Origin of the sequence: Dyella sp. M7H15-1 (assembly GCF_004114615.1) — a bacterium.
Classification (GTDB): domain Bacteria; phylum Pseudomonadota; class Gammaproteobacteria; order Xanthomonadales; family Rhodanobacteraceae; genus Dyella_B.
Window position 1 is genome coordinate 1315012 of the sequence record NZ_CP035300.1, and the last position, 12987, is coordinate 1327998.

Annotated in this window: 11 protein-coding genes; 6 read left to right on the forward strand and 5 right to left on the reverse strand. The window is 60.0% G+C overall.

Annotated elements, in window-relative coordinates; genetic code table 11:
* Positions 1-4: 4 nt before the first annotated feature.
* Together EO087_RS06265 and EO087_RS16910 are read right to left on the reverse strand one after the other, a co-directional pair.
* Entirely contained in the window at positions 5-1012 is a 1008-nt protein-coding gene (locus EO087_RS06265; protein ID WP_128898118.1) for an N-acetylornithine carbamoyltransferase, read from the reverse strand.
* Positions 1013-1333: 321 nt separating this feature from the next.
* Positions 1334-1912, reverse strand: coding sequence for a glycine zipper 2TM domain-containing protein (locus EO087_RS16910; RefSeq protein ID WP_128898119.1), 579 nt, complete (start codon positions 1910-1912; stop codon positions 1334-1336).
* 229 nt (positions 1913-2141) lie between these two features.
* On the opposite strand from EO087_RS16910, the gene cysS reads away from it, so the two are divergent.
* Positions 2142-3518 carry a cysteine--tRNA ligase gene (gene cysS, locus EO087_RS06275; protein ID WP_128898120.1) on the forward strand — a complete coding sequence of 459 codons (1377 nt, stop codon included), beginning with the start codon at positions 2142-2144 and terminating at the stop codon, positions 3516-3518.
* Positions 3519-3747: 229 nt separating this feature from the next.
* A complete protein-coding gene (locus EO087_RS06280; RefSeq protein ID WP_128898121.1) occupies positions 3748-4182 on the forward strand; it encodes a SufE family protein in 435 nt (144 codons plus the stop codon).
* A gap of 158 nt (positions 4183-4340) precedes the next feature.
* Here EO087_RS06280 and dksA read toward each other — a convergent pair whose 3' ends face one another.
* Positions 4341-5474 carry an RNA polymerase-binding protein DksA gene (dksA, locus tag EO087_RS16695; RefSeq protein ID WP_240669149.1) on the reverse strand — a complete coding sequence of 378 codons (1134 nt, stop codon included), beginning with the start codon at positions 5472-5474 and terminating at the stop codon, positions 4341-4343.
* A gap of 123 nt (positions 5475-5597) precedes the next feature.
* Between dksA and yidD the strand changes: the two genes are divergently transcribed.
* Both yidD and EO087_RS06295 read left to right on the forward strand, forming a co-directional pair.
* Positions 5598-5858: a membrane protein insertion efficiency factor YidD gene (gene yidD / locus EO087_RS06290; RefSeq protein ID WP_128898122.1), complete on the forward strand. Its 261-nt coding sequence runs from the start codon at positions 5598-5600 to the stop codon at positions 5856-5858.
* Entirely contained in the window at positions 5848-7185 is a 1338-nt protein-coding gene (locus EO087_RS06295) for a dihydroorotase (RefSeq protein ID WP_128898123.1), read from the forward strand. Before yidD ends, EO087_RS06295 begins: the two co-directional genes overlap by 11 nt.
* Before the next feature lie 99 nt (positions 7186-7284).
* Here EO087_RS06295 and EO087_RS06300 read toward each other — a convergent pair whose 3' ends face one another.
* On the reverse strand, positions 7285-8163 hold the full coding sequence (locus EO087_RS06300; protein ID WP_128898124.1) for a LysR family transcriptional regulator: 879 nt from the start codon (positions 8161-8163) through the stop codon (positions 7285-7287).
* A gap of 90 nt (positions 8164-8253) precedes the next feature.
* Between EO087_RS06300 and EO087_RS06305 the strand changes: the two genes are divergently transcribed.
* Complete coding sequence (locus tag EO087_RS06305) at positions 8254-9288, forward strand: putative sulfate exporter family transporter (RefSeq protein WP_128898125.1); 1035 nt, start codon at positions 8254-8256, stop codon at positions 9286-9288.
* 8 nt (positions 9289-9296) lie between these two features.
* On the opposite strand, the gene tsaB is transcribed toward EO087_RS06305, so the two are convergent.
* Entirely contained in the window at positions 9297-9995 is a 699-nt protein-coding gene (gene tsaB, locus EO087_RS06310) for a tRNA (adenosine(37)-N6)-threonylcarbamoyltransferase complex dimerization subunit type 1 TsaB (RefSeq protein ID WP_128898126.1), read from the reverse strand.
* A gap of 103 nt (positions 9996-10098) precedes the next feature.
* Here tsaB and EO087_RS06315 point away from each other — a divergent pair, with 103 nt between their 5' ends.
* Positions 10099-12912, forward strand: coding sequence for a valine--tRNA ligase (locus tag EO087_RS06315; RefSeq protein ID WP_128898127.1), 2814 nt, complete (start codon positions 10099-10101; stop codon positions 12910-12912).
* Positions 12913-12987 lie beyond the last annotated feature (75 nt).

A 12987-nucleotide genomic window follows, 5' to 3' on the forward strand; every position in this document is an offset into this window, starting at 1 on the left:
CGGCTCAATGTTGTGCGATCAGCGAGGCCATCACCGCCTTCTGCACGTGCAGGCGGTTCTCTGCTTCATCGACAGCGATGCATGCGGGCGAATCCATCACCGCGTCGGTCACCTTGATGTTTCGACGCAGCGGCAGGCAGTGGCTGAAAACGCCGTTGTGGGTCAGTGCCATCTTGGCTTCATCGACGATGAAATGCTTGTGCGCGTCGCGGATCGGCTTTTCCTGCTCCCAGCGGTCGAAGAACGGCAAAGCGCCCCAACTCTTGGCGTAGACCACGTCGGCGCCGCGATAGGCTTCCTCGATGTTATGGCTGACCTTGAGCGAACCGCCGTTTTCCCTGGCATTCTGCTCGCCGAAGGCCATGTAACGCTCGTCCAGCACGTAATCGGGTGTGGGGCACAGCAGGGTCACGTCCATGCCCATCTTGGTGGCGATCAGCAAGGCGGAATTGGCCACGGCGGTGTTGAGCGGCTTGGGATGATAGGTCCAGGTCAACACATACTTGCGGCCGCTGAGATCGCCAAAGCGCTCCTTCAGTGCCAGCGCGTGTGCCAGTTCCTGGCAGGGATGAGTGATCGTTTCCATGTTGATCACCGGCACCGTGGCGTACTGCGCGAAGGCCTTGATCACAGCATCTTCACGGTCCACCGACCAATCCTGGAATTTGGGGAAGGCGCGCACTGCAATCAGATCGACATAGCGGCTCAGCACACGCGCCACTTCAGCGATGTGTTCTTCGGCTTCGCCATCCATCACCACATTCGGACGAAACTCGATCGGCCATGCGTCCTTGCCGGGCGACAGCACGATGGCATGGCCGCCGAGATGGAAGGCACCCAGTTCGAAACTGGTGCGCGTACGCATCGAAGGATTGAAGAACAGCAATGCCATCGACTTGCCAGCAAGCTGCTGACCACATGGCGAGCGCTTGAAAACGGCAGCCTGTTCAAGCAACGCGTCGATTTCAGCGCGGTTGTAATCCTGGGTGGTTAGAAAATGGCGAAGCGACATCGTTGACTCCAGTCCGAAAAAGCAAAAAACCCGGCGCAAGGGCCGGGTTTTGTCGTCGTATTCACTTGCAACGTGGCGACAGCCTACCCGGCCGAATGTCGGTCCAGCGGTCGACGCGCACGCGAAGTCATGCCAGCGGCCATGCGGGCGCTGGTAAGCACGATAGCGGTATAGACGGCTGCGGACATGGGGATTCCGGGTAGTTGAATTTCAATCATGACTGGATTTGCGTTGCCATGCAACAAAAAACGCCGGCAAGCCGCCAAAACAAAAGGTGACCGTGCCAGGGCAGCGGTCGCCTTAGGAAACGGGACGCTTCGATCAGTCCGCAGGCGCCACGTTGACGCGTACGCGCAGGCGTTCACCCGGGTCATAACTCAGGCGCGACATATAAACGTCGCCGTGATAACGGTACTCGACGTCATAGCCAATAATCTGGCGCTGCTGCGTAACCTGGCTGTCAGGCTGACAGACGGTCTGGTCGGAGGTGTAGGTTTGGCCGCCGCTCGAGACAGAATTGCCGACCGCCCCACCCGCTACCGCGCCGCCCACGATAGCGGCGGTGTTGCCACGACCGTGGCCAATGGTACTGCCGAGCACACCACCCACCACCGCTCCCAGCACCGTGCCGATGCCCTTGTTGCTCGGCGTCTGCTGGGTGACTTGCTGGTCGTAACACTGCTGCGTCGGGGTGGTCGTCTGGACAACACTGTAAACCGGATCGACACGGAGCACATCGGCCCAGGCATAGTGTGCGTTGTCACCACCACCTGCACTGGGTGGCGGCGGTGCCGCGCCCTGCGGCGGCGGGGGATAGTTGCCGTAGCTGGTCTGCGCCGCCACCACGGCGGACACACTGACCAACACCAGCAACGGGATCAACAGCATATTCTTATTCATGGACAACCTCCACAAAGGGGTGGATGAAAGCGCCTTTTGCGCACAGCGAAATTGCAGCAAATTCACGCTGAATCCACGCTTAGAAGTACCGCAATTTAGCCCTTTGTTTTGTGTTGAGAATTGTAAATTTCAGAAGCATCTGATGTTGGGCTCCGACTGCCTTTCGGCGGGACCTTGATAAGATGTCTGATTCATTTGCCTGTACCAGCCAAGCTGCGGACCCTGCCCCATGCCGATCTCGCTCTATAACAGCCTCAGCCGCCGCATCGAGCCCTTTGCGCCGCTCGATCCGAATCGGGTGACGGTGTACCTATGCGGACCGACGGTCTACAGCTATGTGCATATCGGCAATGCGCGCGGCCCGGTCGTCTTCGACGTACTAGTCAAACTGCTGCGCCGCCATTACCCGCAGGTGATCTACGCCCGCAACATCACCGACGTGGACGACAAGATCAACCACGCCGCGATCGAACGAGGGGTGCCGATCGGCAGCATCACGGGACGCTTCACCAAGGCGTATCGCGAAGACATGGCCAAGCTCGGGATCGCGCAGCCAGACATCGAGCCGTTCGCCACCCAACATATCGACCAGATCATCCGCATGATCGAAATCCTGATCACTGGCGGACATGCCTACGTGGCGGAAGGCCATGTGCTGTTCGACGTAAGCTCTTACCCTAACTATGGCGCGCTTTCCGGTCGCGACATCGATGAGCTGATCGCCGGTGCTCGCGTCGAGGTCGCTCCCTACAAGAAAAACCCGACCGACTTCGTGCTGTGGAAACCCTCCACCCCCGAACTGCCCGGCTGGGACAGCCCCTGGGGACGTGGTCGCCCAGGTTGGCATATCGAATGCTCGGCCATGAGCGCAGCGCACCTGGGCGAGACCATCGACATCCACGCCGGTGGCGTGGACCTGCAGTTTCCGCATCACGAGAACGAGATCGCCCAGTCCACCTGCGCCCATGGCGGCAAGGTGTTTGCGCGCTGGTGGCTGCATAACGGCATGCTCACCTTCGATGGCCGCAAGATGTCCAAGTCGCTGGGCAATGTGCTGCACGTGCATGAGCTGCTCAAGATGCATCCACCGGAAGCCCTGCGCCTGCTGTTGCTGCGTGGCCACTATCGCCAGCCGCTGGATTGGTCCGATGCGGCCATTGCCCAATCAATCAGTACACTGGATGGCTGGTATCGCGTGCTGCGCGAACTCAGTGCGATTGAACTCGATCCTGCTCAACCGCTGCCCGTGCCCGCCCAGCTCGAAGAAACCCTGAGCGACGACCTCAACACCCCCAAGGCCCTGGCTGAGCTGTCGTTGCTGGCCGATGCCGCCCGCCAAGCACCTTCCGCTGCCACCAAGGCCGCCCTGCTCGGAGCGGGTACGATGTTGGGCCTGCTGCAGGACGATGTCGAAGTTTGGTTCAAACAGGCTGGCGGCCAGAACGTGGATGCCGAACACGTGGAGAGTCTGCTGGAAGCACGCCACGCCGCGCGTGCCGCCAAGGATTTTGCCCGTGCCGATGCTATCCGCAACGAGCTGATGGCCATGGGCGTGATGATCGAGGACGGGGCCCAAGGCACGCGCTGGAGCATCGTAAAGCACTGATTCGGCTCTAGGGATGCTCTGATCTATTCCACGCACCCGGCATGACGTCCTTTAAATTCAAGATGTGGTGGCCGCATTGTCTGCGCGTGTGGCTGCGGCCCAACGGTGAAGGCAGACTGACTGTCTGTCGAGACGTTGGGCCGCAGCCACACGCGCAGACAATGCGGTGACGGGTACGCGGAATAAATCAGAGCATCCCCAGCATGGCGATCCGCGCGATAATAGGCGCATGAACACGATTGCCAATGCCAGCGCCACCCAGGCTCAACAAGACATTGCCGAGGAATTTGCCTTTTTCGGTGACTGGACCGAGCGCTACCAATACCTGATCGACCTGGGCAAGCAGTTGCCGCCCTTCCCCGAAGAATGGAAGACCGAGGAATACCGCGTGCACGGCTGCCAGTCCATGGTGTGGTTGATACCCAGTGGCGACGCTTCACAGATGCACTTTGACGCCACCAGCGATTCGGCGATTGTTTCCGGGCTGATTGCGCTGGTGTTGCGGGTGTACTCCGACCGCTCCGCTGCCGAAATCGTCGCCACCGAACCGGAGTTTATCCGGCAGATCGGGCTGGCCAAGCATTTGTCACCCACCCGTTCGAACGGTTTGGCAGCCATGTTGGCGAAGTTGAAGGCGCATGCGGCGGCGCTGGAAGCTGCGTAGGGATGAAATCCCAGCCTCGTTAGGCTCAAAGAAAGTTGGGATTTCGTCCCAGCCTACAAAACTGGAAAAACAAGCATATGAGAGCGCCAAACCTCCCAAATTGAGCAATGGCCCACAAAAACAAAAAGCCCCGCTCTCGGCGGGGCTTTTTCGTGGAATCAATCACCCATCTGTTTCTGCAGATGCTCGCGACGTTCCTGTGCATCCAACGACAAGGTAGCAATGGGACGCGCATCAAGACGCTCCAAGCCGATTTCCTCATCAGTTTCTTCACAATAGCCATAGCGGCCTTCCTCGATTCGGCGTAGAGCCTTGTCGATCTTGGAAATCAGCTTGCGGTAGCGGTCGCGGGTACGCAGCTCCAGTGAGTTTTCGGTCTCGCGGGTGGCGCGTTCGGCTTCGTCGCCCACGTCGCGGACTTCGTCACGAAGGTTTTCCATGGTTTGGCGGGACTCTTCCACCAACTGCTCGCGCCATTCGCGCAACTTGTTGCGGAAGTAGGCCAGGTGACGAGGATTCATGTACTCCTCGTCCGCAGAGGGACGATAGCCAGAAGGCAGGTCGATGGTGGTGGTAAGGGGTAGCGCGTAACGGCCGTCTTCGCGGGTTACGCCATTATCGAGATTTGTAGCGGTGTTATTCATTGAGGACTGCGTGTTCTTCTGCTTCTTGGTAGTCGAGTGGTTCGCGGTGGCGTTGGCTACGCGCGGTGCCGTCGGACCGACAGCACTGGCCACTTTGCCCCCCATAGGGGCAGTAGCCTTGGATGATACGGATTGGCGTGTTGCAGTTTGTGCGACTGGCGCCGGATGCTTTGCCTCAATCGCGGGCTTGGCGGGCTTGGCCAGGACTGGCTTGGCGGCCGGCTTGGCGACAACCTTTTCTTCCACCATTTTCTTGGCCGGCGCCGGCTTGGGCGGCCCAGCGTGCCCGGGTTCCGGTTTACCCGCTACCTTCTTAGCCGGCACAGACGTGGGTGCGACCTTCTTCGGTTGCGGCTTGGCGACAGGCTTGGCGGCTTTCTTCTCAACGACTGTCTTGGCGGGCACCTTCTTGGCGGGCACCTTCTTGGCGACCACCTTCTTGGCGACCACCTTCTTGGCAGACACCTTCTTGGCGACCACCTTGGCCGGCACCTTCTTCGCCGCTGCCTTCTTGGCAGGTGCGTGCGTCTTCGCGGACTTGGTCGTAGCGACTTTGGCCTTGCTGACTTTGGTTTCGTTGCCCTTACCCGTCGCCTTTCCCTTCTGAGCAGTCTTGGCGGCGGTGGAGTTACGCGTGGTTTTCGCCATGTACCTTCACCATTTTGACTGTGGCGGCCGGCTGTTATAGCCCAATCCCCTCACACCGGCAACCTTCCTTCTGGAATACTTGCAGCAATTAAGTGCCGCAAGTGTTTCGGCAATGTGAATGCCGTGAGTCGATCAATCCTTTTCCTGATTAAACTCTATAAGCGCTTCATCAGCCCCCTTTTGGGACAGCGTTGTCGCTTTTACCCCAGTTGCTCCGATTATGCACGGATTGCCGTCTCCCGCTTTGGTCCCTGGCGGGGCAGCCTACTGGCTGGATGGCGCATATTACGTTGTCAGCCGCTGTGCACAGGAGGGCAGGACCCGGTCCCCGAGCACTTCCACTTCCCCCGTTGCCGCAACCATGGAGAACCGCATGTCCACTGACTGGCTGATCAAGAACGCCGAACTAGTCAACGAGGGCCGCCGCTTCTACGCCGACGTACGCGTGAAGCACGGCCACATCGAGACCATTGGCGAAAGCCTGGACACGCATGGGGGTGAACAGGTGATCGATGCCACCGGGCTGTGGCTGCTACCTGGGATGATTGACGATCAGGTGCACTTTCGCGAACCGGGCCTGACCCACAAGGCTGATATCGCCCACGAGTCGCGCGCCTGCGCTGCCGGTGGCATCACCAGCTTCATGGAAATGCCCAACACCAAGCCGCCAGCGCTGGATCGTGAGTCGCTGGAAACCAAGTACAGCCGCGCGGCCGAAACCTCGGCGGTGAATTACGCGTTCTACCTGGGTGCGAGCAACGACAACCTCCAAGCCATCCGCGCACTCGATCCGAAAGCCGCGCCGGGCATCAAGGTGTTCATGGGCGCGTCCACCGGCAACATGCTGGTCGATAATCCAGAAACACTGGATGGCATTTTTCGTGAGGCCCCCACGCCGATCATCACCCACTGCGAAGACACACCGATGATCGACGTACTACATACCAAGGCACTCCAGAAATACGGCGAGAACATTCCAGCGCGCGAACATCCGCTGATCCGTTCACGCGAAGCCTGTATCAAGTCGACACGACTGGCCATGTCGCTGGCGCAGAAGCACGGCACGCGCCTGCATGTGCTGCACATTTCCACGGCCGATGAGCTTGTACTGTTCCAGCCCGGCCCGATCAAGGGCAAGAAGATCACGGCCGAAACCTGTGTGCATTTCCTGCATTTCGACGACGCGGACTATGAGCGCCTGGGCTTCCTGATCAAGTGCAATCCGGCAATCAAAACGGCAGTGGACCGCGAAGCTATTACCAAGGCCGTGGCAGAAAGCCGCATCGATGTGCTGGCAACCGATCACGCACCGCATTTGCTGGAAGAAAAAGGCCAGCTTTACGACAAAGCGCCCTCCGGCCTGCCGTTGGTGCAGTTTGCCTTGCAGGCCGCTTTGCAGCGTGTTGCCGAAGGCAAGTTGACGCTAGAACGCGTAGTGGAGGCCGTCTGCCATGCACCGGCGACGTTGTTTGACGTGCACGAGCGCGGCTTCCTGCGCGAAGGCTATGCTGCCGATCTGGTGTTGGTGGATCCGCGCAAGCCGCATACGGTGAAGCGTGAGGAAGTGCTGTCCAAGTGTGGCTGGTCCCCGTTTGAAGGCTATACGTTCAGCAGCTCGATTGTGTCAACGTTCGTCAATGGACAGCGCGTGTGGGATGGCTTACGTGTGGACGATGCTGTGCGGGGCCAGCGGTTGGCGTTCCATCGATAGGAATGTTTTTACGGCCGTAGATAACGTCCTTCACGACGTCGCGCCTTGCGCAGCTTGTCCTTGAGCAAAGCACAGGTGAAGCGGCCTCAAGGCAATGCGCTATGTCACCGAATGCAGGAACGCCTCCAGCGCGGCACCGCGATACTTCTCGCGATGCAGAAGTATCGAAAGTCTTCTGCGCAAATCGAGGAACGGTGTTTTCAATGCTACCAATCGCCCCGTCGCCAGCGCATCGGTCACAGCCACCTGCGGCAGGCAGGCGATGCCGAGCCCTGCGGTGACGGCCTGCTTGATCGCTTCGATCTGATCCAGCTCCATCACCGTTTCACCCGGTGGCAATTGCGCCAGTGCGCGTTCGGTGGTGACGCGCGTGGCGGAGCCGGGTTCGCGCAGCACCCAGCGTGCGCCGGCGAAGTGTTCGGGTTTCAACACGCGCTTTTTGGCCAGCGGGTGATCGGGCGGCGCACACACCAGCAGCACGTCATCGCGCCAAGGATGCGTTTCCAATAAAGAGTGCGTAACCGGGCCCTCCACGCAGCCGATGTCGAGGCTGTGATCGAGCACTGCCACGGCGATGTCATCGGTGTTGGTTACGCGCAGGCGAATCGCCACCTGCGGATGCAGACGTACGAAATCGCCCAGCAGTTCGCCCACGCGGTAATTGCCGACCGTGTTGCTTGCCCCAATACGCAACTCGCCGGCCAGCGCATGCGTCATGCCAGCAGCGCGGCGCCCGAATTCTGCGTGGCGCTCCAGCAGCTCCTGCGCCAGCGGCAGCAGTTCACGCCCACGTGCGTTCAGCCGAAGCCGCCCACGCTCGCGATCGAACACGGGCGCGTCAAGCTGCCGCTCCATTTCCGCTAGCGCCATGCTGGCGGCCGGCTGGGTGAGGTGCAGCCGCTCAGCGGCGGCGCGCACGCTGCCGTGCAGGGCGATCTGTATGAAGACATCGAGCTGGCGCAGGCTGACATTTAGCATCAGCTTATTTTATGTATTTGATTAGATATTTCAAATTTTCCTAATACATGCCAAGTTGGACAATGCGCCTATCCCCAAGGACATTCCGCCATGAACGCCGCCTTCCTCTCCGCCACACCTCCCCTGCCAGTCCGCGCCGCCGGTCTGCTGTTGGCCATCGCCATCGCTCTGGCGGCGTGGTGGCTGGGACACTGGGTGCCGCTGATCGGCGGGCCGGTGTTCGGCATCGTGATCGGTATCGCCGTGCGCAACCTGTTCGCGCCGGGCGAACGTTTCAGTCCTGGCATCCAGTTCGCCAGCAAACAGATTCTGCAGTGGTCGATCGTCACGCTGGGTTTCGGGCTGAGCCTGACGCAGGTGGCCAAGACCGGGCTGGAATCGCTCTCCGTGACACTGGTGACGATGACTACCGCGTTCGTCACCGCACTGGTCTTGGGCCGCTTGATGAAGGTGCACAACAAGCTTCAGATCTTGATCGGCGTGGGCACGGCCATCTGCGGCGGATCGGCGATTGCCGCGGTGACGCCGATCATCAAGCCGGACGATCACGATACGGCTTTCGCGATCTCGACCATCTTCCTGTTCAACGTGGTGGCCGTGCTGCTGTTTCCGCTGCTGGGTCACGTGTTGCACCTGTCGGATCTCGGCTTCGGCATGTGGGCGGGCACAGCGATCAATGACACCTCTTCGGTGGTGGCGGCCGGGTACAGTTACAGCAAGGCGGCTGGCGATTTTGCCACCATCGTGAAGCTGACACGTGCCACGCTGATCATTCCGATCTGCCTGATCATGGCTATCGCCGTGGCGGTGCGTGAAAAGCATGCGGCCAAGCATTCGGGTGTCGCCAGCGACTTCAACCTGCGCAGCATCTTCCCATGGTTCATCCTGTGGTTCCTGGTGGCTTCAGCGGTGCGCACGGCCGGTTTCGTTCCGGTAACGATCCAGCCGGTGCTGCATATGGCGGCGGAGTTCATGATCATCGTGGCGCTGACGGCGATCGGCCTGTCTGCCAACCTGCGCAAGATGGCGTCGACCGGTGCGCGTCCAATCCTGCTGGGCTTGGGCGTGTGGGCCGCGGTGTCGATCAGCAGCTTGCTGGTGCAGTGGGTGATCGGGCAGCTTTGATATGCGCTTTACTCCTTAAGGCAACGCCCCTGCTCTACCAAGGTCAACGCAACCTTGTCGCGCAAATACACCGGCAACGCAAGTTCAGGAACCTTGGTCTTGCCCGCCTTGAATTCGCTTGCCGCCAGGGTGGCAACATGATGCGCCTGCGGATAACAGGCACCATCCGCTGAACGGGGCGCACTGCCCAGGCGCTTGGCAAGCATATCGGCATAAGTAGCCCATCCGGTACCCACCACATGCCATGCGGCGGCTTGCGGCAATACCAGCGCATCGGCAGTGCAGACACGCTCTTCATCCAGCGCGATCAGGTCGCCATTGTCGTCTCGTCGATAGCTCGCTGCATAAATCTCGCCCATGCGTGCATCGATCACTGCCAGAATAGCGGCATCGTCTTCCGGCGCTTCAAGCGCCAACGCCGCTAGTGAAGAGATGGTGACCACCGGCAGGTCCAGCGCCATCGCCATGCCTTGCGCCAGCGATACCGCCAGACGTACGCCGGTAAACGCACCGGGGCCACGCCCTACTGCAATCCCATCCAGCGCATGTTTGCCGATACCCGCTTCAGCCAGCAGCTCGTCGGCCATGGGCAACACACGTTCAGCGTGACGGCGTGGCGCCAACTCGCTGCGGGCAATCACAATCTCACCGTGCACCAGGGCGACGGAACAGGCTTCGGTGGCGGTTTCTATAGCTAGCAGGTTCATCAACACATTCTCGCATTTTTGGCAGCCCATGCCCTGGCCCGTACAATGGGCGTTTACCCGTTAAGGCAACGCGCGCCATCCGGCGCGTAAACGCGAGCCCCCGATGGAAAAGAGTTTCGAACCCCGTTCAATTGAATCGAAATGGTATGCACGCTGGGAAGCCAGTGATGTATTTCGTACTTTGGGGAAGGGAGATCCCTATTGCATCCTGCTGCCGCCACCGAACGTCACTGGCACGCTGCACATGGGTCACGCCTTCCAGCAGACCGTGATGGACATGCTGATCCGCTACCAGCGCATGCGCGGCATGAACACGCTGTGGCAGGTGGGCACCGACCATGCCGGCATCGCCACGCAGAAAATCGTGGAAAACCAGCTCGCCGCGGAAAGCAAGAGCCGCCACGACCTGGGCCGTGAACCGTTCGTCGAGCGCGTGTGGCAATGGAAGGAGGAGTCCGGCTCCACCATCACCCACCAGATGCGCCGCCTTGGTGTGGCTGCCGATTGGTCGCGCGAGCGCTTCACCATGGATGAAGGTTTGTCCGCCGCGGTGCGCAAGGTGTTCGTGGAATGGTATCGCGCGGGCCTGATCTATCGCGGCAACCGCTTGGTGAACTGGGATCCGGTGCTGGGTACGGCGGTGTCGGATCTGGAAGTGAACAATGTGGAACGCGATGGACACATGTGGTCGATCCGCTATCCGATTACCGACAGTGACGAAAGCGTTGTTGTCGCCACTACGCGCCCGGAAACCATGCTGGGTGACGTGGCCGTGGCCGTGCATCCAGACGATGAGCGCTACCAGCATCTGATCGGCAAGACCCTCACCTTGCCGCTGAGCGGCCGCCAAATTCCAGTGATTGCCGACAACTACGTCGACAAAGAATTCGGCACCGGCTGCGTGAAGATCACGCCCGCGCACGACTTCAACGACTACGCCGTCGGCCAGCGCCACAAGCTTGCACCGATCGAGATCTTCACGCTCGATGCGAAGGTCAACGGCAACACGCCTGCCAAGTATCAAGGCTTGGACCGCTACGATGCCCGCAAGCTGGTGCTCGCCGATCTTGAAGCCGCCGGCCTGCTGGTCGAAACCAAACCGCACAAGTTGCAGGTGCCGGTCAGCGACCGTTCCGATGCGGTGATCGAACCGATGCTCACCGATCAGTGGTTTGTTGATCTCACCAGCGACAAAGGTCGCAAGATGATCACCGCGCCTGCGCTGAATGCCGTGCGCTCGGGCGAAATCAAGTTCGTGCCAGAAAACTGGACCACAACCTACACGCAGTGGCTGGAAAATATCCAAGACTGGTGCATCAGCCGCCAGCTCTGGTGGGGCCATCGCATTCCGGCGTGGTACGACGAAGCCGGCCAGATCTTCGTCGGCGAAGACGAAACCGATGCGCGCAAGCATGCGTCCATCACGCCGGTTGGCGCATTGAAGCAGGACGAGGACGTGCTCGACACCTGGTTCAGTGCCGCACTGTGGCCGTTCTCCACGCTCGGCTGGCCAGCGAATGGCCCGGTAAAAAACGAACGCGGCGAAGTGATCGCCAACTGGGAAGCCGACAAGATTTACCTGCCCAGCGCCGTGCTGGTCACCGGTTTCGATATTATCTTTTTCTGGGTCGCGCGCATGGTGATGGCGACCAAGTACTTCACCGGCACGGTGCCGTTCCGCGAGGTGTACATCAACGCCATCGTGCGCGATGCGGAAGGCCAGAAGATGTCCAAGTCCAAGGGCAACACGCTCGATCCGTTGGACCTGATCGACGGCATCGAGCTGGAGCCGCTGGTGGAGAAATCCACCAAGTCGCTGCTGATCCCGCAAGTGCGCGAGAAAGTGGAAAAGCGCGTGCGCAAGGATTACCCAAACGGCATTTCCGCCATCGGTACCGACGCACTGCGCTTCACCTTCGCCGCACTGGCCAGCTACAGCCGCACCATCAACTTCGATATCAAGCGTGCGGAAGGCTACAAGGCGTTCTGCAACAAGCTCTGGAATGCGGCGCGCTTTGTGCTGATGAATGTAGGGGAAAACGGGACTGAGGACTGGGGACTCGGGACTCGGGCCGTGACCGAAGCCGAGCGGTGGATTTTTACGCGGCTGAAACAGACGCTTGCCGAAGTCGAACAGCACTTCGTTACGTACCGTTTCGACCTGCTGGCGCAGGCGCTGTACGAATTTGTGTGGAACGAATACTGCGACTGGTTCCTGGAGCTGTCCAAGCCCGCGCTCAATGGCGACGATGCAGTCGCGGCAGCATCCACGCGCCACACCTTGCTGGTGGTATTGGAAACCGTGCTGCGTGCGCTGCATCCGATCATTCCGTTCATCACCGAAGAAATCTGGCAATCGGTGGCGCCGAAGCTTGGCATCAAGGCAGACGGTATTCTGCAACGCCCGTGGCCCAAGGCCAGCGATATGCAGGCCGATGAAGCAGCCACAGCAGAAATCGAATGGTTCAAGAATGTGCTCAGCGGTATTCGCCGCATTCGTGCGGAAATGAATATCGCACCGGGCAAGATCATTCCGCTGCTACTGGCTGACGGTGACGTCAGCGATCGCGCGCGCGCCGCCAAGTTTGCTGCGCAGATCAGCTTCCTTGCGCGCGTCGAAGCACCACAATGGATTGCTTCCGGTGCTGATGAACCGGCTGCTGCGGCAGCCGTGGTCGGTTCGATGCGCGTATTGATTCCGCTCGCCGGCCTGATCGATCTTGGCGCCGAGAAGGCGCGGCTCGCCAAGGAGATTGGCAAGATCGAAAGCGAGATCAAGAAATGTGAGAACAAGCTGGGCAATGCCAATTTCGTGGCGAATGCGCCGGCCGAAGTGGTGACGCAGGAGCGCCAGCGCATTGCGGATTGGGGCACGCAGCTCACTACGTTGCGCGAGCAGTTGCAGAAGCTGGGTTGATGCTTTTGCACTCGACATCCCTTTCATGTGCTTCACACGCATGTTTTACTGAGATCCCGGCCTTCGCCGGGATGA